General features: G+C 55.5%; 14 protein-coding genes and 1 rRNA gene. 3 read left to right on the forward strand and 12 right to left on the reverse strand.

What is annotated here, in order from left to right; genetic code table 11:
• Positions 1-153 precede the first annotated feature (153 nt).
• The 8 genes from ACOTY9_RS19670 to bcsR all read right to left on the reverse strand — a co-directional run bounded on the left by ACOTY9_RS19670 (position 154) and on the right by bcsR (position 14,298).
• Positions 154-1,440: a dicarboxylate/amino acid:cation symporter gene (locus ACOTY9_RS19670; protein ID WP_421637392.1), complete on the reverse strand. Its 1,287-nt coding sequence runs from the start codon at positions 1,438-1,440 to the stop codon at positions 154-156.
• A gap of 159 nt (positions 1,441-1,599) precedes the next feature.
• Entirely contained in the window at positions 1,600-3,606 is a 2,007-nt protein-coding gene (gene hmsP, locus ACOTY9_RS19675; protein ID WP_014885599.1) for a biofilm formation regulator HmsP, read from the reverse strand.
• A gap of 119 nt (positions 3,607-3,725) precedes the next feature.
• On the reverse strand, positions 3,726-7,208 hold the full coding sequence (gene bcsC, locus ACOTY9_RS19680) for a cellulose synthase complex outer membrane protein BcsC (protein ID WP_421637393.1): 3,483 nt from the start codon (positions 7,206-7,208) through the stop codon (positions 3,726-3,728).
• The gene (gene bcsZ, locus ACOTY9_RS19685) at positions 7,190-8,296 is read right to left on the reverse strand and encodes a cellulose synthase complex periplasmic endoglucanase BcsZ (protein WP_045135438.1); all 1,107 of its coding nucleotides are present in this window, start codon (positions 8,294-8,296) and stop codon (positions 7,190-7,192) included. Before bcsZ ends, bcsC begins: the two co-directional genes overlap by 19 nt.
• A 6-nt stretch (positions 8,297-8,302) precedes the next feature.
• Positions 8,303-10,723, reverse strand: a complete 2,421-nt coding sequence (gene bcsB / locus ACOTY9_RS19690; protein WP_348566063.1) for a cellulose biosynthesis cyclic di-GMP-binding regulatory protein BcsB — start codon at positions 10,721-10,723, stop codon at positions 8,303-8,305.
• A gap of 10 nt (positions 10,724-10,733) precedes the next feature.
• Positions 10,734-13,349, reverse strand: a complete 2,616-nt coding sequence (gene bcsA, locus ACOTY9_RS19695) for a UDP-forming cellulose synthase catalytic subunit (protein ID WP_014885602.1) — start codon at positions 13,347-13,349, stop codon at positions 10,734-10,736.
• Positions 13,346-14,098: a cellulose biosynthesis protein BcsQ gene (bcsQ, locus tag ACOTY9_RS19700; protein WP_023337934.1), complete on the reverse strand. Its 753-nt coding sequence runs from the start codon at positions 14,096-14,098 to the stop codon at positions 13,346-13,348. Before bcsQ ends, bcsA begins: the two co-directional genes overlap by 4 nt.
• 11 nt (positions 14,099-14,109) lie before the next feature.
• A complete protein-coding gene (gene bcsR / locus ACOTY9_RS19705) occupies positions 14,110-14,298 on the reverse strand; it encodes a cellulose biosynthesis protein BcsR (RefSeq protein WP_008503237.1) in 189 nt (62 codons plus the stop codon).
• 174 nt (positions 14,299-14,472) lie between these two features.
• Here bcsR and bcsE point away from each other — a divergent pair, with 174 nt between their 5' ends.
• From bcsE to bcsG, 3 genes are read left to right on the forward strand one after another with little or no spacing between them, the layout of a single operon-like run.
• The gene (bcsE, locus tag ACOTY9_RS19710) at positions 14,473-16,035 is read left to right on the forward strand and encodes a cellulose biosynthesis c-di-GMP-binding protein BcsE (protein ID WP_014885604.1); all 1,563 of its coding nucleotides are present in this window, start codon (positions 14,473-14,475) and stop codon (positions 16,033-16,035) included.
• Positions 16,032-16,226 (forward strand): cellulose biosynthesis protein BcsF, encoded by a 195-nt coding sequence (bcsF, locus tag ACOTY9_RS19715; RefSeq protein WP_014885605.1) that lies wholly within the window; start codon positions 16,032-16,034, stop codon positions 16,224-16,226. The genes bcsE and bcsF overlap by 4 nt, the downstream gene beginning before the upstream one ends.
• Entirely contained in the window at positions 16,219-17,898 is a 1,680-nt protein-coding gene (gene bcsG / locus ACOTY9_RS19720; RefSeq protein ID WP_014885606.1) for a cellulose biosynthesis protein BcsG, read from the forward strand. Before bcsF ends, bcsG begins: the two co-directional genes overlap by 8 nt.
• A gap of 48 nt (positions 17,899-17,946) precedes the next feature.
• On the opposite strand, the gene ACOTY9_RS19725 is transcribed toward bcsG, so the two are convergent.
• From ACOTY9_RS19725 to rrf, 4 genes are all read right to left on the reverse strand, one after another.
• A complete protein-coding gene (locus ACOTY9_RS19725) occupies positions 17,947-18,939 on the reverse strand; it encodes a glycosyl hydrolase family 8 (RefSeq protein ID WP_348566065.1) in 993 nt (330 codons plus the stop codon).
• Positions 18,940-18,955: 16 nt separating this feature from the next.
• Positions 18,956-19,918 carry a bifunctional biotin--[acetyl-CoA-carboxylase] ligase/biotin operon repressor BirA gene (birA, locus tag ACOTY9_RS19730; protein WP_348566064.1) on the reverse strand — a complete coding sequence of 321 codons (963 nt, stop codon included), beginning with the start codon at positions 19,916-19,918 and terminating at the stop codon, positions 18,956-18,958.
• On the reverse strand, positions 19,915-20,943 hold the full coding sequence (gene murB / locus ACOTY9_RS19735; protein WP_023331542.1) for a UDP-N-acetylmuramate dehydrogenase: 1,029 nt from the start codon (positions 20,941-20,943) through the stop codon (positions 19,915-19,917). Before murB ends, birA begins: the two co-directional genes overlap by 4 nt.
• A 124-nt stretch (positions 20,944-21,067) precedes the next feature.
• Positions 21,068-21,166, reverse strand: a 5S ribosomal RNA gene (gene rrf, locus ACOTY9_RS19740); the annotation flags it as partial.

The raw sequence follows: 21,166 nt of genomic DNA on the forward strand, positions 1-21,166 counted from the left end.
AAACACGTCGATTAGACCGCGCGTTCGGCAAAACGTCACGGTCCGAAGTGAAATATACCCAAAAAAAATCTTGTCGAATTATGACAGGTATGAAGGGTTATTATGCGCAGGAGCCCGCATCCCGACAAGGGAATGCGGGCATTTGTAACAAGATTAGGAGGTTAAACCAGGAGTTTTGCTATCAGACACGCGATTATTCAGCGTATCTTCGAGTTTTTTGTGATCCAGCTCTTTCACCCATTTCGCGACAACGACCGTCGCCACACCGTTACCTACCAGGTTGGTTAATGCGCGCGCCTCGGACATAAAGCGGTCAATACCGAGAATCAGCGCCAGGCCCGCCACCGGCAGATGCCCCACCGCAGAAATGGTGGCCGCCAGCACGATAAAGCCACTGCCCGTTACGCCTGCCGCGCCTTTCGAGGAGAGCAGGAGCACCACCAACAGGGTGATCTGATGGAAAATATCCATATGGCTGTTGGTCGCCTGAGCGATGAACACCGCCGCCATCGTCAGGTATATCGACGTACCATCAAGGTTGAAGGAGTAGCCCGTCGGGATCACCAGCCCGACCACCGACTTACGGCACCCGAGTTTTTCCATCTTGTCGAGCATACGCGGCAACGCCGATTCTGAAGAAGAGGTCCCCAGCACAATCAGCAGCTCTTCACGAATGTAACGGATAAATTTGAAGATGTTGAAACCTGTCGCACGGGCAATGGAGCCCAGCACCACCACCACGAAAAGAATACAGGTGATATAGAAGCAGATAATCAGCTGTCCCAGCTGCACCAGCGTACCGACGCCATATTTACCGATGGTGAAGGCCATCGCACCGAAGGCACCGATTGGCGCCAGGCGCATGATCATATTGATGATGCCAAAGATGACCTGTGAGAAGCTCTCAATCACGTTAAAGATAAGTTGGCCTTTGCTGCCCAGACGGTGCAGGGCAAAGCCAAACATGACGGCAAACAGCAGTACCTGCAGAATGTTTCCGCTGGCAAACGCGCCAATGACGCTGCCGGGTATCACGTCCAGCAGGAAGGCCACCACGCCCTGATCCTTCGCCTGCTCGGCATAGACCGCGACCGCTTTGGCATCGAGCGTTGAGGGGTCAACGTTCATGCCCGCACCAGGCTGGACCACGTTAACGATAATCAGACCAATAATCAGCGCAAGGGTACTGACCACTTCGAAATAGAGCAGCGCCACAGCACCGGTACGGCCTACCGCTTTCATGCTTTCCATGCCAGCGATGCCCGTGACAACCGTACAGAAGATTACCGGGGCGATGACCATTTTGATGAGCTTCACGAACGCGTCGCCAAGCGGTTTCATTTGCGCGCCCAGCTCAGGGTAGTAATGCCCCAGCAAAATACCGATGGCGATGGCTGTCAGGACCTGGAAATAGAGACTTTTGAAGAGTGAGGTTTTCATAAGGTGTCCTTGGGAAGAAAAACCACAGGTTTTGTAAGGTTATGGTTAACCTGCGGCTCTAAAATAACACCCGTATAACAGGACAGAAATAAACTCAGTTCAAATTTGAAACACAAATGTTAAGAACTTTGAGCTGGCTCGCACAAGCCAGCAACAAAATTACACTTTTGCGTGATTGTCAGCACCGGGAAGGTAGCGTTGTTCAAAGACATCCGCAGGAACAGCAGCGGCAAAAAGGAAGCCCTGACCGCTCTCTACGCCCGCCTCTGCCAGCCAGATGCGCTGCGCGTCGGTTTCAATCCCCTCGGCAATCAGATGCAGATTGAGACTGCGCGCCATCTGAATAATGGCCTGCACCATGCTGCTGTCCTCTGGCAGCCCTTCGACAAACGCTTTGTCGATTTTCAGCACATCCACCGGCAGGGTTTTCATATGCTGAAGCTGACGCAGCCCGGCGTAGCCCATACCAAAATCGTCCAGCGCGATGCGAATGCCGGCATTGCGCAGCGGCTTCAAAATGGCAACGGCTTCGTTAGGATCGTCAATGCGTCGGCTCTCCGTCACTTCCAGCGTCAGCGTATCAGGCTTGATCCGGTAGCGATTGATCAGCTCCAGCATTTCGGAAACCATCGTCGGATGCATGAGCTGCAACGCAGACAAATTAACCGACAGCGGCAGCGTCACGCCGCGCTCCTGCCAGGCGGCAAGCTGGCGGCAGGACTCCTCCAGCACCCAATAACCGACGGTGACCATCAGGCCACAGGATTCAATGCGTTCAATCAGCCCCTCCGGCAGCTCCCATGAGCCGTCCGGCTGCTGTACACGAAGCAGCGCCTCGGCGCTTTTTACTTCACCCGTCTGTAAATTCACCTGCGGCTGTAGCCAGAGAGCAAACTGACGGTTATCCAGCGCGGTCAGGATGTCGCTCTCTTCCGTCAGGCGCTGCTGCGCCTTTTCCATCTGTTCCGGGTCGAAGAACTGGATCTGATTTTTGCCTTTGCGCCGGGCGGTAAACGCCGCCGAGAACGCGCGGCGATACAGCTGCTCCGCCGTTAAATCACCGTAGTACATGGCGATACCGATACTGGCGCTTGGACGCAGCTGGATCCCCTGAACAGGCAGCCGCTCGTTAATAACAGTGAGCACTTGCTGACCTAATGTGATGGCATGCCACGGCTCTTTCACGCCGTTGGCTATCACCACCAGGTCGTAACCGCTGACCTGCGTCAGCACCATGCGCGGGGCCAGGACAGATTTCACCTTTTCCACCAGCGTCAGCAGCAGCATTTCACGCTGGCTCTCCTTGAGCACGCCCGCCGTATCCTGCAGGGTTTCACAGGCGATCACCATCAGCGCCGTGGTTTGCTGGCGCGCAACCGTCTGCTCCAGCATCGCCATCAGAAACGCCTTATTAGGAAGTTCTGACACCGGGAATCGCGTGGCGCTGTTATTTAACTCATCCTGCTGACGCTGGATGCGCTGCTGGTTGAGGTTATAGCTGCGTACCAGCATCCCGATCTCATCGTCATGATGAAGGCGCGGCAGTTCAAGCTGGTGGCCCATCTGATCCTGCGGCGCAAGCGCATTCAGCTCGCGGGCGATACGGCGCAACGGATGCACAATCAACCGGTTAATACACCAGGTTAACGCCACGCTGAGAATCAGGGTCATAAGTAAGCAAGTGGTCACTAACGTAACCACCCAACTCATGACGAACTTATACATGCGATACGAGTCTGCCTGCAGGACCAGGTAGGCCAGCGGCTGAGGATTGGCAGGACGTTCCAGCGAATAGAGAGGCAGAGAAATTTGCACCGGCAGTTCAAACAGGCGCATGACCATCATCGGGACGGGGCGTTCCGGGATAAAGCTCATCCGCAGCGCCTGGAACTGGTTGGGCAAGACGACATCCGCGCGGCTCACGATGCCAGCAGGCTGAATGCGTTTTAAAATGGTTTCCGCTTCGGGAATATCCCCTTTCAGGATCGAGGCGGAGAGTGGGCCGCGCACCGAGCGGGCGATACTTTCTAACTGCGAAGCCGTGTTATAGCGATTCTGCTGCACGGAATGAAACAGCAAAATGACGCAGAAAAGCAGGACAAACAGCATCGTGACGGCAGACACCATCGCCATCTGTTTGATCGTTAAGGAACGGCTGACACGCAAAATGACTCTCCACAAAACTCGAAGCGCAGGGCGCGCCAGGGTGTAAACCTGGCGCGCCTGAGTATACCCGATTGCTGTGCTATTAAGAGAGACTTACAAATGGATTAAGGAAAATCCGATTACCAGTCCGCGTAAGGAATGAGCGGCTGCGGCGGTAAGTCCATATCGCCCTGCCAGCCTGCGGCAGAGTAACGCACATAAATCAGCGCATGGCTTGGGGTATAGTCTTTCGCTTCCTGAATATCCACGCCCATGCCCACAAACCAGTTGGACGTAACCCGGCGTTCGATAATCGCCCGTGCGGTATAACCCGTGCCGGAGCTGCTGCTGCCGGTTTCCATCGCGCCCCGGTCAGTATAGCGGCCGGGTTCATCGGTCGGGATCAGACTCTGAATTGGGTAGCGCAGTTCATCTTTGGTTTTGGAGTGTGACCAGGAGACAGAGCCGCCCAGCTCCCAGGACCAGTTTTCCGTGCGTTTACGCCAGGTCACCGGCAGTGCGAAGGAGACATACTCCTGCGGGCTGTAATAGCCGCCCTGACCCAGGGTATATCCGCTCAGGTCTTTGTCGTAATGCCAGAGCATATTGGAGACGCCGACCGTCAGGCGCTCGTTGTTTTTATTAATGAGCTTGTAGTAGTAACCCGTCATCCAGCGGACGCGCCAGTTATCTTCCACATTTTTACCCGTCAGCGTTTCTGCGTTCAGGCTTGACCAGACGCCGTTCGCCTCACCTTTGTCATAGCTGATGCTTACGCCCCCCCCGGTCGCACGTACGCCGCCCCAGGTGGTGCCGGTATTGGTATCTTTCTGCCCGGCGAAGGCCAGCAGTGAACTGGAGATTGGCCGACGATGGGCATTGACGGTATAACCGATGGGACCCAGATCGCTGCTGTAGCTCAGGCCGCCCACCACGTCGACGACGTCAAAGCCCATCGGGGTGGTACCAATATCCATCGACCAGGTTTTATTCTGCCAGCCGACGGCGACGCTGGCGCCACTGTCACTCTGATGGGTGCTGCCGCTACACGGTGTTTCGTAGCAGGTCCCCCATTTAGGGCCGTACGTACCGTTATTGTTATCAAATGAACCGGCGTCCATATTGACCAAATCGCTTCTGAAGAACATGCGGCCATCAGAGAGCGGGGCATCGACCTGGAGCATGGTGGTATGGGCTTTCAGATCGGAATAGCCCCCCGTGCCGCTGGAGCCCCAGTAATCGTGCTGCAGCGTGACGTTAACATCCTGCTGACGGTACAAATCACCGGCGTCACTCCGTACGCCGCGCTTCAGCCAGTCATCTTTTTCATCGTTACGCGTCAGACGGGTGAAACTGTCGTTGTCCACCGGACGGGTCGTCGTGATGCCTGATGACACCATCGCGTCTTTATACGTCTCCAGCGCTTGCTGAGGCTGACCGTTCTGCGCCTGGAAGCGCGCGGCATCACGTAACACCAGCGCATTTTCCATTGAGGCAGGCTGCGATTTGGCCTGCGGAATGATGTTGTTGAAGGTTTGCTCTGCGGCGGCGGAATCGCCCAGCCCCGCCTGCGCCATCGCGATCCGACGCTGCATATTGAGGGATAACGGTTCGCCATTCTGCGCGGCAGGCAGTTTCGCCAGCTCGGCACGCGCAGCGTCCTTGTTACCTTGCGCGCTATAAATCTCGGTCAGACCGAGGATCGCGTCCTCGTTCTGCGGCTCACGCTGCAGGACGGCGTTGTACGTCGTTTTCGCCGATTCCAGATCGCCACGCTGCTGCGCCCAGTCGGCCAGCGTTAAGTCGATACGGGTAGAGGTCGGCTGCTGACGCAGAAGGTTTTCCGCCTCCTGCTCTTTACCGCTGTCGCGCAGGCGGTTGGCGGTTTCCAGCACCTGGTTACTTTGCAGACGGTCGGCCAGTTCCTGAATGTTGCCATTCCACTGGCTACGCGGCAGCGTATCCAGATGCGCCAGCGCGGCCCGGTCCTGATTGTTCCCGGAGAGATAGAGCCCGTTGGCATACACCTGATCCGGGTCAGACGGTTTCTGGCTGGCAAGCTGGCGCATCAGGGTGTCCGCCTGGCTGCGCTGGCCCGCGCTGTAGAGATCGCGCGAGAGACGATACGTTATCCAGACGTCGCCTGGCGAGAGCGCCAGACGGCGGCGCTGTATTTCTGCTGCCTGGGCGTATTTCCCCTGATTCTCCAGCTGTTCGGCCTGGGCAGACAGTTGCTCGTTAGTCAGGCTACGTTCAATATCATCAATGCTCCGGCGCTGGCTGGCAGAAAGCGACTGGATAAACTGCGAGGCTTTCTCCGGTGACTGTGCGCGGTAAATATTGGCCAGACCGCGAACCGCATTGCTGTTACCGCTGTCCATACGCAACGCCTGACGATAATAACGCTCCGCCGCATCGTTATCTTTACGTGCCGCCGCGGCATCACCCAGGCCCAGCACCGCGTAACTGTCGGTATTGTCTATGTTACGTGCCTGCTGATAGTAACGTTCCGCCTGTGACGGGTTATTCGCCTTGAGCGCCGCATCGCCCTGCTGGATCAGCAGCCAGTAGCGGTTGACCTTCAGCAAACTGTCCCATTTACCCCGGTTATCGCTCTGCGGGTCGAGGGCTATGGCCTTTTCGAACTGCGCCACCGCGCGGGCACGATCGCCTTTCTGGGAATAAGCCTGTCCCAGGGCACCCACCGCTTCACTGTCAGCATGGTTGGCGCTGACGGCTTTTTGCAGCTCCGCAACCGCCTTACTCCCCTGCCCGGCATCCACTGCCGCCAGACCTTCCGCTTTCGCCCGGAAGGCCGGGTCTGCGAGCTGTTTTTGCTGCGCTTCAAGCTGGGCACGCGCCGCCGCGACGCTATCGCCGTCGCTGAAAACGCTCAGGTATTTTTGCAACGCGCTGACGCTGGCGCTGCTGGCAGGCTGGTCTTTGATCTGCTCATACCACATGTCAGACGCCTGGCTGCGGCCGCCGGTCGATTTAGCCATCTCCCGCAGGACCGCAAAGCCCTCATCGCGGCGCCCGCTCTGGAACAGGAGCTGGGAAAGCGTCGTCTGCAGCTGCGTATTACCGGGGCTGCTGCTGTTAATTTTTTTCAGCTGGTTAATGGCCGCATTGCGGCGGGCAGGATCTTTCGCCACCACATTCCAGTATTCCGTCGCCACGTCGCCACCCGGCGGGTTGCCGTCAAAGAGCTTGTCATAGGCGGCAATCGCCTCCTGAGTGTGCCCTGTCGTGGCGAGCAAGCGCGCCTGCTGTAACTGCTGTCGGCCATCCGGGGTGGAAAGCAGCATCGTATTGCGTGAGGACTGATACGCGCTGGAGCCCGGAGCGATCCCTTTCAGGCGATCCAGCTCTTTTTGCGCACCGGCGGTATCGCCCTGGCGCAGCAGGTAACGAAAACGGGCGGCAATAACATCAGGGTTGTTCGGATCAATCAGTTCAAGACGATAGAGCGACTGACGAACCAAATCCTCACGCTGTGTCGACTCGCCCAGCCGAACCTGCTCCAGCAGCTGTTTCTGCTGCGGAGAGTTAACGGCCTGCGCCAGCGGCATCAGTGCCAGCCCAAGCGATAAAGTGAGTAAATTTACTGTGAACTTGCGCATTCCTGGCCCCAATCCGGTATTAAGTCACCTTTAGCGGTGAAGCGAAAACGATGCTGATCCCATCCCTGACCAAAGAGAGTCAGTACATAGCTGTAATAGGCGTTGTTATCGGGAAAATGGTCTGCAACGCGCTGGCGCTGAACCGCCTGAGCATCGCGCTGTTGTAAAAACGGCAGCATGGCGGCAGAGAACCCGACCGGACCATTGCCGGTGCGTTTACCCGTCGCCACGTCCACTTTTTCCGGCGGCACGCCCTGTTTCATTGTTTTTGCCGCCATCGGCTGGAAGCGCGTCAGCAACCGGGCTTTCTGAGGGTCTTTATCACTCATCATGCCCACCCAAAGATAGACACGAATAGCGTCGTAGCCCCCTACCAGCGCTTTATCCTGCTTTAACTGCCAGCCTCTGTTTTTCTGATACTGCACCCAGTCCGGCGAGAACCCCTTTGGCGCGCTTTCCAGCAGCAGTCGCAGATTCGTTTCACGAAGCGTGGTCCACGGGGCACCAAAGCGGGTGAAATAGCTTGCTAACTGCGGAGGAAGATAGCTGGGGTTAAAGCGCCAGGCGTTTTCATCAGCAAAACCGACTTTACCCGGAAGCAGCATGGCGCCGAGCCCTGGTACTTTCACCACTTCCTCACCGGCAATGCGTTTCAACAGCGCCTTACCCGTGCGGGTGTAGTCCGGATGTTTCCATAACCGGCCCGCTTCAAGCAGTGACCAGGCGATCCAGACATCGGCATCTGAGGCGGAGTTGGTGTCAATCACCGCCCAGTTTTCTTTGTCTTTCTGCCCCCAGAGCCAGGCAGGCAGATGGTCGTTGAGATTGCCGCCGGCAAGGTTATCGCGCGTCCATGTCAGTATTTGCTCAAACGCGCGGCGATCGTTGGCGGCCAGAGCAAAGAACAACGCATAGCTTTGCCCTTCCGACGTCGTAATTTTGCGCGTGTCACTGGGATCAATGACGCGCCCGCCCTCGCTGATGTAATCCTTTTTGAACTGCTCCCAGGCAGGCCAGGTACAGGCGGCGCGAAGAGGAAGCGCCGCCAGCATCAACGCTGCTACTGCACACCAGCGAAAGGCTTTCATCACATCTTACTCATCCGGGTTGAGGCGACGACGGCTGATGATACGCAGCAGACGCCACAGCACCCATGCCAGCAAGACCACGCTGACCGCGGCCAGGATGGCGAGCAGAACCGGATGGTTAGACAGCGCATACCACAGGCGTTCGAACCACGGCAGATGACCGACGTAGTACACATTACCCACGCGCAGGCTGTTGACGCCAGACTCACGGATCACCGACACAGAGCCAAACATCGCGGCACGTTTACCACTATCGTTCATCGCCGTATTCAGCAGTTCATAGCCACGCGGGCTGTCCGCCAGAAGCGCTACCACGCTACGCTGATCGTTATAAGGTGACTGGAAGCCCACTACCGCAGCCATCGCCCCCTGAGAGGTGACGGCCGTCTGCGTGCTGGCCTGGCGATCGTTCGCATCCGGCATGATGCTCGGGAAATCGGTCTGGCGCAGCGGGGTGTTAACCCAGGACTCCGTGGCTTTCACCAGCAGATCGATACGCTTATCATCCTTCAGCTTATCCGGAATCGTACCGATGACCATGATGTCAGCGTCTTTGTTCTGGATCTGGCTGCCATCGTCCGTCAACGTGACGTTAATTGCCGGCAATCCCGTCTGGGCCCCAACGGTTGCTATGGTATCAAGCAGGGTTGTCACCTGACCTTCGTTTGGCGCTTTTGGCATCACAACGATGGACTCAGAGAGATCGGCCATGCGGCTGAACGGGAAGCCTGCATTAGCAAAGGCGCGCAGATCCGGCATCGCCAGGAAGTGATAGTACTTCGAGAAGTCGATGGTCGACTCATCGCCGATGACAACGTGGTTCTGAGCCTGCTGGAAGGTGATGCAGTTATCCACCGAACCGCCAGGCATCGGGTTCATGTACTGGAAGTCAAAACGCAGCTGGTTGATTGCCCCAAGCTTCAGTGCCGGAATGGAGACATCCGTTTTACCGTCCAGCAGCCCCTGCAGCACCGGCAGGCGAAGCATCAGTCGGTTAGTGTCCTGGGTACTTTGCAGGCTGAACGATTGCAGGAACTGGTTGTTCAGGCTGATATCCATGCGCGAGCTGTCTTTCGTCGCTGGGGCGGTATAGCGGTAGTTAAGATTGATATCAATGCCGTTGGTACGCAGCAGGTACAGATCCGGCGGCAGGTTCAGTGACAGGCTAATTGGCGAGGGTTCAAGCCCGGACGCCTGCAGCTGCTCTTCATAGGTTTTCAGCTCACCAAACGTCACGACACGGTCGGTACGCACCCAGTTTGGCGCATCATAAGGTTTACGCGCCAGCAGCGGCTTGACCTCGTCCACCACGACGCTGTTGCCGCGGAAAAGAACGTTGCCCTGGGCAATCGCTTTTGCCGCCTGGACCAGATCTTTATCGTCACGACCAAAGACCACCAGCAGCTTCACGTACGGGTTATCCGGGTGGCTGACCATCTCAATGGTTGGCGCTTTGACTTCAGGATGATCGCGCAGGAAGGCAGGACGTTTCGCGTTAGTGGCAAATACAATCGCGTTTCTGTCCGGCATTTTGTCATACATCACCGGGAAGTTCTGACCACGCCAGCCGGAACGCGAACCAAACCAGGAAGCCACAATGGTGGCCGCCAGCTGCTCGGTTACGTCCGGGGACGACGCAAACACCATCGGCAGCGTGAGCGGACGGTTATCACGAGGATCGAAGAACGGCACCGGGAAGGCGGAGAGATCGTTCTTCAGCGCCAGGGACTGATAGGTCATCTGCAGCGAGGAGTTACGCCCGATGTCCATCCACAGCGTGTTGCTGGCCGGGTTTTCACAGACATCGCGGTAGTGACCCACAAACTCCAGACGAATGCGGTTAAAGTCGGTAATGAACAGCGGGTTAATCGGCACCTGCGCCTGCGTTTTCTTACCCAGTTGTTCTTTGGTAACCGGCAGTACGTCCATCAGCTCATCGTTCAGGTAAACCTTCAACTGAGACTGGGTCGGCAGCAGGGACGGCGACGGGGTATATTCAAGGTTCAGTACGGCATTCGAGACGACTTCATCGCTGCGCATGCCAAATTCAATGCCGCCATTAGGATTGATGCCGCGCAACACCATGCTGCCCGGCGGCGGCGCGATTTGCGCGAAGGTCAGCTTGACGTCGCGCGACGGAGCATTTTCCGCGACAACGGGCGCATTCGCCCCCCGAACACCCGGCATCACCTGTCCGATAACCGGGTTCTCGGCGGGTAGAGTGTTCCCCTCCGTTGGCTGGTTCGGAATGACATTTTCTGTTTGACCGGGCGCGGCAGTAATAACCGGATCGGTTGCCTGCGCGACCACAGGCACTGTTGGCGCAGGCGTTGCCGCTGCGTTATCAGGCTCTGCGTTAGCCATTGTTGCGGGGAGCGCACTCATCCCCATTGCCACTGCACATAACCAGGAAAGTTTTGTTTTCATCGCGTTATCATCATTGTTGAGCCATAACCGGGTCCGCCTGCTTCGCCTCATCCCGCTCAGGACGACGAGGAATGAACGACACGACCCAGGAAACCAGCGAAGTAAGTGACCGGAAAATTAATTTCACCGACGACGGGGCAAATTCTGCAAGGTGACGATAGCCACGGAACCCCAGCTTCAGAATATCCAGCAGGCTTTCCAGAGGTTTATCTTCCGGGAAGCTGTCCTGCCAGAGAGCCCATGTATCCGCACGGGCAAACGTACACTGCACAAAATCAATGTGTTGCTTTTTGGTCAACGGCATCAGTTGCAGACCGACTTCATTGCCCGCCACACGCGCTACCTGCGTCGGGAAGACATACTCCTGCTGGCCGCGCTTAAGCAGCAAGTTAACTTTTTGCCCTTCCAGCACTTTCGCCTGGCCGTTGATTTTGATCCCCAGACCACCGTCAGAGAAGTCGTGCACGGTACAGGAGAAGAGGTGACCATCTTCACGGGCAATCGCCGCGGGCATGCAGATTTCAACGCGATGCGCGCGACGAACCTGTTTACTCTCCACCGACACCGCCACCGCGCCGCCAAGAATAATCAGGTTGTAGAAGACCCAGGCCATACTCACAAAGACGGTCAGGATTTCATTTTCAGGGCCGTAGAAGTAACGCCAGATACCGGCGATGACGCCAACGATGTTCAGCAACACCAGGAAGATATACGGACGGGAGATCACCCAGTCGACGTACTCCTCTTCCACCAGCCCCCCCTTCGCGGTGACGTTGAATTTCCCTTTATGCGGGTTGATCAGCGCCACCATCGTTGGCGGCGCAATGTACCAGGCCAGCACCGTTTCGTAGATTTCACTCCAGAAGGAATGGCGATATTTACCCTGAATCTTCGAGTTCGTCAGGCTCGCGTGGATCATGTGCGGCAGAACAAACAGCGCAATCATCAGCGCCGGGGCGTAGATGATATAGGCGTGAAGGAGCAGAAACGCCAGCGGTGCGGTCAGGAAGATCAGCCGCGGGATGCCGGATAAGAAGTGGAACATCGCGTTGACGTAGCAGAGACGCTGCGCCAGCTTGAGCCCTTTCCCTATCAGTGGATTATCGAGACGGAAAATCTGCACCATGCCGCGCGCCCAGCGAATACGCTGACCAATGTGCGCCGAGAGCGATTCCGTCGCCAGACCGGCGGCCTGAGGAATACGCATATAGGCCGAGGTATAACCCCGACGGTGCAGACGCAACGAGGTGTGCGCATCTTCAGTCACCGTTTCGACGGCAATACCGCCAATTTCATCCAGCGGTTTACGGCGGATAACCGCACAGGAGCCGCAGAAGAACGTGGCGTCCCACATGTCGTTACCATCCTGCACCAGACCATAGAACAGCGTGCCTTCGTTCGGGGTCTTACGGAAACGGCCAAGGTTGCGTTCAAACGGGTCCGGCGAGAAGAAGTGGTGCGGCGTCTGCATCATTGCCAGCTCTTTCTCTTTCAGGAACCAGCCCATGGTCATCTGCAGGAACGATCGCGTAGGTACGTGGTCGCAGTCAAAGATCGAGACAAACTCCCCGGTGGCATACTTCAGCGCGTTATTGATGTTACCGGCTTTAGCATGTTCGTGCGTCGGACGGGCGATGTATTCGACGCCGACCTCTTCCGCGAACTGGCGGAACGCTGGGCGGTTGCCGTCATCCAGGATCCAGACCTTGAGTTTATCTTTCGGCCAGTCGATGCCGAGCGCAGCATAAATGGTGTTTTTCACCACGCTCAGGTCTTCATTGTAGGTTGGGACGAAGAGATCGACAGTCGGCCACGTCGTGGTGTCCTTCGGCAGCGGCACGGGCTGGCGATTGAGCGGCCAGATGACCTGGAAATACCCCAACACCAGCACAATCCAGGCATAGGTTTCGGCAAACAGCAGAATCAGACCGCAGACCAGACTCACCGGGTCGTCCCAGTTCAGCGTTGAGGTATAACGCCACCAGATATAGCGGCAGGAAACGGTCAGCGACAGCACAATCAGCATCAGCGCCGAGAAGCGGCCCGGAATACGACGCACCAGCAACGCCACGCCCCACAGCAGGATCAGGAAGGTGAACTGCGCCAGGGGATTGAAGGGTTGCGTAATACAGACCAGCGCCAGAATCAGTGAGAACACGACAATCACGCCGAGGATAAAACGCCGCAGGCCCGGGTGGAGGTGCCCGAGCTCTTTTTGGTTATCCAGATGGCTGGTTTTGTCGGTCACGCTGTCAGGCAATTTATCCAGCCACTGGTGATAGCGCTCGCGCAGCTGTTGAACGCGGGAGAAACTGCGCCAGTGCGGCGTCTGGCGTTCTCGCTGTGACGAGGTGACGACCAGCCAGACGGCCTGAATGAGATAACGCGCCGGATCCAAAGGCCGCGGCCGGTCAGGGTTAATGTGTGGATATAATTCATTATGGTGCGCACGTATGCGCTGCCAGCGCGGATGTTCAAGCGGAATGAACATCCAGGCCATAATCATCCAGAAACAGCCAAGCGCGGCACTGAATGCCGACGCACCATGCCGACGAAAATGTCGGTAGCGTTCGCTCAGACGCGCATTAACCGGCGGGATAAGGAACCAACTGGCGAGTCGACTCATATCGAACTCCCTGCCGGCTCCGCCGCGTTGGCGAAGTTCAGCAGACACCAGTTAGCCAGCGTGAGGATCTCTTCTGCCGCCAGGGAATCGCTGCGGTACTCGCCGAGCGGCTGCTTGGAGGCCAGGGATTCTGCCATTCCTTCATCCCGGTGAATCACAATGGGTAGCAGGCGACGCTGACTCTGTAGCCAGACCTGGTAGAGATCGTCCTGGATCTGGCTCCCGATGCGTAAGTCATTAATCAGGAGGTGCGCATTTTGCGGCAGCCCTTGTTGATGCAGACGAATATGGCAATTTGCATCCACGTTGACGATGGAGAGAACATGATCGCACTGCGCGATAAGCTGCCGGGTTAACGTCCCGGCGCCGTGCGGCAGATCCACCAGGATCCACTGGTAGTGGCCTTTTTCTTTCAGACTTTGCAATGCAAGCGTGAACTGCGAAAACAACCGCTGATAAGCGGCTTCATTCTCACGTTCGGTGGTGGTGAGCTGACCAAAAGGCAGTAAATCAAGCTGAGAGGTATAGCGCAGCCCTGCATCCCGCCAGTCTTTATCATCAAGCAACGCGCGTGCCCAACCCGCTTCACGAGTGAAGTCGACGTTGAACGACATACGCAGCAAATTATCGGCGCAGGCGTCAATCACCAACACCGATTCACCTAAAAGCTGTAATGACCACGCCAGCGCCGCGGTAACGGATGTGGTACCCACACCGCCACGGACACCCTGTAATCCGAGTATGGCCATCAATGGCTCCCTTATTGTTGATGGGCGAATTCAGCTAATAATGGCCAGCGTTTAATAGCCGCGGCCAACTGTTCCCGCTGGGAAATATCGGTGTAATCTATTTCAGGTAAAGAAAAGGCCTGCGTCAGCGCCAGAAAATCGTTTTGGAATGTATAGCCCAGGGTCGAGTCGACTGGGGTTCCGGGTTCGTTATTATCCATTTTTCTGCCATCCCTTTGAGGAAAATCGCACGCTCAGAAGTTGCGGGGCGTCCTGCCCTGACAAATTTCATTTACATGCTAAATCTGATGTTCTTTAATTTCAATGTTAGGTTTATTTCTACGCTTTCGCTAGTAAACTGAGATACAGATAAATTAGACGAAAAGAGGGACACCGTGGACTCCATATTTTCTATTGGCATCCAGTCATTATGGGACGAATTGAGCCACATGCCAGTCGGTGGAGTCTGGTGGATTAATACCGACCGTAATGAAGATGCCATCAGTCTGGTAAACCAGACAATTGCCGCCCAGGATAAGGATTCCCGCGTGGCTGTCATTAGCATGGGCGAAGAGCCGAAGAAAATTATCACGCTGGAAAGTGACGGCGGACCGCAAACCGTGCGCTTATTTTCCATGTCAGCAGAAGTGGATAGTCTATACTTTTTGTCCCGCGACGTTCAGTGCTCCATTGATCCGGATCACTATTTAGTGATTCTTAAATGCGCAAATAACGTCCTGCAAAATATCCCTGCTGAAAAACTGCTGCCGTGGCTGGAAAAAATCAATAAATGGGCAAAATTTCAAAATTGCACGCTATTGGTCGTCAATCCCGGCAGTAATAATGACAAGTTATTTTCACTTTTAATGGGTGAATATCGCTCCCTGTTCGGTCTGGCCAGTCTGCGTGACCAGGTGGGCAGCTATCTCTACGATATTGCTTTCTGGTGTAATGAAAAAGGCGTGAGCGCCAGGCAACAGCTGACCCTGAAACAGAGTGAGGGGAAATGGCACCTGGCACAGCAGGAAGAAACGGTTGTGCAGCCGCGCAGTGATGAAAAACGCATCCTGAGCCATATTGCGGTTTTAGAGGGCGCGCCCGCGCTGTCGGAAAACTGGTCGCTGTTTGAGTCTAACGAAGCGCTTTTTCATGAAGCTCGTACAACCCAGGCGGCAACCCTTGTTTTCTCGTTGATGCAAAATAACCAGATTGAGACGCTGGCGAGACAGATTCATACCTTACGTCGCCAGCGCGGCAGCGCATTAAAAATTGTGGTGCGGGAAAACAATACCAGCCTGCGCGCCACCGATGAGCGTCTGCTGCTTGGCTGCGGAGCAAATATGGTTGTTCCATGGAATGCGCCGCTGTCACGCTGCCTGACGCTAATCGAAAGCGTTCAGGGCCAGCAGTTCAGCCGCCATGTGCCGGAAGACATTTCCACCTTGCTCTCCATGACGCAGCCGATGAAGCTGCGCGGATACCAGAAATGGGATAACTTCTGCGACGCCGTCGGCAATATGATGAGCAACACGCTACTTCCTGCGGACGGGAAAGGGGTGATGGTTGCCCTGCGCCCTGTTCCGGGTATCCGCGTTGAACAGGCTCTCACCTTATGTCGTCCGAATCGTACAGGGGACATCATGACCATTGGCGACAATCGCCTGGTGCTATTTTTGTCCTTCTGCCGGGTGAACGATCTTGATACCGCGCTTAACCACATCTTTCCCCTGCCTACCGGGGATATTTTCTCAAACCGTATGATCTGGTTCGAAGATAATGCTATCAGCGCGGAGCTGGTGCAGATGCGCGCACTTCAGCCTGAACAATGGGTTAAACCGCTGGCGATCACCAGCGATGCAAAACCGATTCTCAATGCCAGACATGACGGTCATGTCTGGCGTCGGGTTCCGGAACCCCATCGCTTATTAACCGAGAATGGGGAGAACGTACCATCATGAATATCAGCGATATTATTCAACTGGTCGTATTCTGTGCGCTGATCTTTTTCCCGCTTGGCTACTATGCGCGCCATTCCATACGTCGTATCCGTGATACGGCCAGAGTGATGTTTATAAAACCTCGCTATGTAAAACCAGCCGGAACACTGACACGGGCATCACACGTCAAGGCAGACCGAAAACATGACTAATTCTACCTATACCGCTTCGTCACCCTCGCCGCTCTGGCAATACTGGCGCGGCCTTTCCGGCTGGAACTTTTACTTTCTGGTGAAGTTTGGTTTGCTCTGGGCAGGCTATCTGAATTTCCATCCCCTGCTTAACCTGGTCTTTATGGCCTTCCTGCTGATGCCGTTGCCGAATATCAGGCTGCATCGTTTACGTCACTGGGTAGCCATCCCCGTCGGCTTTGCGCTGTTCTGGCACGATACCTGGCTACCGGGTCCGGACAGCATAATGAGCCAGGGGTCACAGGTCGCGGGCTTCAGTGCAGACTACATGCTTGATCTGGTTGAGCGCTTTATTAACTGGCAGATGATTGGCGCTATCTTTGTCCTGCTGGTGGCCTGGCTGTTCCTGTCGCAGTGGATCCGCGTCACGGTGTTTGTTGTCGCCATTATGATCTGGCTTAACGTGCTGACGCTGGCAGGACCGGACTTCTCCCTGTGGCCTGCCGGTCAACCAACCACCACGGTGACCACCACAGGTGGAAGCGCAGCGGCTACTGTTACCACGGCAGGCGATACGCCTGTGGTAGGTGATATTCCAACCCAGACCGCACCGCCGACCTCCACCAACCTCAATGCGTGGCTTTCCAGCTTCTATACCGCAGAAGATAAGCGACAGACGAAATTCCCGGATGCACTGCCGGCAGATGCTCAACCGTTTGAGCTGCTGGTGATTAACATCTGTTCCCTCTCCTGGGCCGATGTGGATGCAGCCGGATTAATGTCTCACCCACTGTGGTCTCATTTCGATATCCAGTTTAAAGATTTCAACTCTGCCACCTCATACAGCGGCCCGGCAGCGATTCGCCTTCTGCGTGCAAGCTGCGGTCAGACATCGCATAAAAACCTGTACCAGCCGGCAGGGAATCAGTGTTATCTGTTCGATAACCTCGCGAAGCTGGGCTTTACGCAGCATCTGATGCTGGGACATAACGGCCAGTTCGGTAACTTCCTGAAAGAGGTGCGTGAACAGGGTGGCATGCAGGCGCCGCTGATGGATCAAACCGGGCTTCCCGTTACTCTGCTCGGCTTCGACGGTTCACCTGTTTACGACGATACAGCCGTACTGCAGCGCTGGCTGCAAACCATCGAAAAAGACAGCAACCCGCGCAGTGCGACGTTCTTTAACACCCTGCCGCTTCACGACGGTAACCACTTCCCGGGCGTGAGCAAAACGGCAGATTATAAAGTGCGTGCGCAGAAATTCTTCGACGAGCTGGATGCGTTCTTCACTGAGCTGGAAAAATCAGGCCGTAAAGTGATGGTGGTTGTCGTGCCTGAACACGGTGGCGCGCTGAAAGGCGACAGAATGCAGGTGTCAGGTCTGCGTGATATTCCAAGCCCGTCTATTACCAACGTGCCTGCGGGCATTAAATTCTTTGGTATGAAGGCTCCGCACCAGGGCGCGCCGATTGAGATTACACAGCCAACCAGCTATCTGGCAATTTCAGAACTGGTTGCCCGTGCCGTGGACGGGAAGCTGTTTGTGGAAGATAGCGTGAACTGGAATCAGCTCACCAGCAACCTGCCGCAAACGGCAGAGGTCTCCGAAAACGCGAATGCTGTGGTGATTCAGTACCAGAACAAACCGTACGTTCGTCTGAACGGCGGAGATTGGGTACCGTATCCGCAATAAAGGATTTACCCCTCTCCCCTGTAGGGAGAGGGGAGTGTCAGTGCGTTATTATTGCGCTGAAATCCATACCAGCATTTTCAGACTTGCCGAATAGTAGTCGTCTTTAGAGGTGATTTCCGGTTCGCCGGATGGCTGACCCATCGTTAAATCCCTGACCGCCAGCAGACCGCCTTCCATCATATAGGGCGCGTATTCGTTGGTCGTGACGTTAACCCAGGCGGGTGTATGTTCCCGTGGGAACTGACCAAACCAGGCTTTCCAGGGCGTCAGCAGCGGGCTTTGTTTATCAGACCAGGCTATGTACAGCGGAATACGAATCGCATCGTAGCTCATTCGCGGTGGCCAGTCTTTGGCCGGCGTCAGCTTGCCCGCGGATGCCAGCGAAACCCAGTCTGTCGGTAGATTCGCTTTACCCGATCCCATTTTTCCCAGCAGACGTTTCCCGTCCTTTATCAATTCACGCCAGACCGGCAAATGACTGCGTCCGGCAAAGGCCTGCCAGGCCGGAAACACAAAATAGGAAGGATTAAGGACCACTTCATCCTCAAGCTTAAATCCCTGTACGCCGGGCAGCATCACGCGGTAACCCGCATAGCGGATTACGTTGTGTTCAATCAATGCTTTCGTAATCGCATCCGATGCGGCGCTGTAGCGTTTGTCATGCCAGTGCGCATCGGCTTTTAACAACGCCCATGCAATCAGGACATCGCCATCTGTGGCGTTGTTTTTATCAGCGACCGGATTGGACTCCGCGGGGTTATAACGCCAGTAAAACAGACCATTTTCGTTGTTCTTTAGCGTCCTGTTGGTCCATTGCCAGAGCTTATCGAACGTGGCTTTATCGTCGTTAGCCACCGCCATTAACATGGCGAAACCCTGACCTTCCGTATGCGAAACGTCGCCGTTGCCGGTATCAACAATGCGGCCTTCCGGTTTGAAAAAGCGCGCCTTGTAACTCTCCCAGGCCTGACCCGCCTGCGAGAGAGGAGAGAACAGCAAACTCATCATCACAGCCAGGGTCGCGCAAACGGGTTTTCGCATCATTCACCCCATTCGGTTATTCGGCACTTCGCAGTGAAATCTCACCGCCCATCCAGGGCTTGATCACGCCATCCTGTTCCAGGAGCAACGCGCCCTGGGCGTCAATCCCGCGGGAAATGCCGTAGATCTCTTTATCACCAATCAGTAATTTCACCGGGCGATTGATAAAGTTGTCCAGTTTTTCCCAACGAGACAGGAACGTTGCGAGTCCTTCCTGTTCAAAAAGCGTCAGTGAACTGCGCAACTCTTTAATCATACGCACGGCAAGGATGTTACGATCGATGACGATCCCCGCCTCCTGGAGATTCGTCCAGGCCTGGTTGACCACATCGTTTTGTACGTTACGCATCACCATATTGAGGCCCGCGCCAATCACGATTTGCGCCGCATCGCCCGTTTTTCCCGTCAGTTCGACCAGAATACCGGCAAGTTTACGATCGTTCAGGTAAAGATCGTTAGGCCATTTAACACGCACCCGATCGGCGCCCAGATCGTGTAGCACCTCTGCCATGACAATCCCGATGACCAGACTCAGGCCAATCGCTGCGGCAGGGCCTTGATCGAGTCGCCAGTACATGGACAGGTAAAGGTTGGCACCAAAGGGCGAGAACCATTTTCGCCCTCGGCGACCACGCCCGGCCTGCTGATACTCTGCAACGCAGGCATCGCCGGATTTCAGTTCAGGCAGACGCTCCAGAAGATACTGGTTCGTTGAGTCAATCACCGACAGCACCGCAACATTGCCGTGCCCAATCTGGCTACGAATCACGTCTTCATTCAGCAATTGAATGGGTTCCGGCAGGCTGTACCCTTTTCCAGGAACGGTAAAGACATCGACACCCCAGTCGCGGAGGGTCTGGATATGTTTATTAATGCCTGCTCGGCTCATGCCCAGCTGCTCACCCAGCTGCTCGCCAGAGTGAAACTCCCCATCCGCGAGGATGCTAATCAGGGTTAACGGGATGGTATTGTCTTTCACGCGATGGTCTCCACGGCATTCACTTCACCTGTGCGGCCAATGAAGCGGACTTCTGGCTCCAGCCAGACGTTAAACTTTTCACCCACACGTTCACGAACATAATGAGCCAGTTTGACCACGTCATCACTGCTCGCATCGTGTTGATTGATCAGTACCAGAGCCTGCTGCTGATGAACGGCAGCGCCTCCGACCGAAGTGCCTTTTAGCTGGCATTGATCGATAAGCCATCCCGCAGCCAGCTTCACGCTGCCATCTGCCTGAGGGTAATGTGGTGCTGCGGGCCATCCTTCCAGGAAGACCTTTGCCTTTTCGCTGTCGATCACCGGGTTTTTGAAGAAACTTCCGGCATTTCCATTTACTTTCGGGTCGGGAAGTTTAGTCATTCGCATATGACAAACCGAGTCAAACACATCGCGGGGGGTGGCGGTAGCCGGATCGAGACGCGTTAAATCACCGTAGGTCAGTACGGGCTGCCAGTTCTTCGACAGGCGCAGGCCCACGGCGACAATCACGTAGCGATCCTGATATTCATGTTTGAAGATACTGTCACGGTAGCCAAAACGGCACTGTTCTGCGGTTAAACGCTTAGCCGTTCCAGTCGCCAGTTCGATGCAGTCGACGTATTCACAGACATGTTTCAGCTCGATGCCATAGGCACCGATGTTTTGAATCGGTGATGATCCCGCGCAGCCCGGAATAAGCGCAAGGTTTTCCAGGCCTGGCATCCCTTTTTCAAGGGTAAATTGCACCAGGTGATGCCAGTTTTCTCCGGCCCCCACGTGCAAGTGCCAGCTATCGGCGCGCTCTTCCACATCAATTCCCATGATGCGGTTAACGATCACTGTTCCCGCAAAATCGTCGAGAAACAGGACATTACTTCCTTCGCCCAGAATCAGTACGGGTTCGTTTTTTTCGGTTGCGCTTTGCCATGCATTCAGCAACTGCTGTGCAGTATCGGCACGGACAATGTGATTAGCATTGCGTTGAATACCAAAGGTATTCCAGGGCTTAAGGGAGTGGTTCATAGACGCTATCCTGATGCAAAAACGCAGGTAGTTTACCGTATAAGCAGGGCGTTGGGGGATTAGTTTGTATAGCGCAGAAACGCAAAAAGGCCATCCTTACGGATGGCCTTTTCACTTATTTGATGCCTGGCAGTTCCCTACTCTCACATGGGGAGACCCCACACTACCATCGGCGCTACGGCGTTTCACTTCTGAGTTCGGCATGGGGTCAGGTGGGACCACC

It is taken from the genome of Enterobacter cloacae complex sp. SHL012 (assembly GCF_049237505.1).
In the GTDB taxonomy this organism is placed as follows: Bacteria; Pseudomonadota; Gammaproteobacteria; order Enterobacterales; family Enterobacteriaceae; genus Enterobacter; species Enterobacter kobei.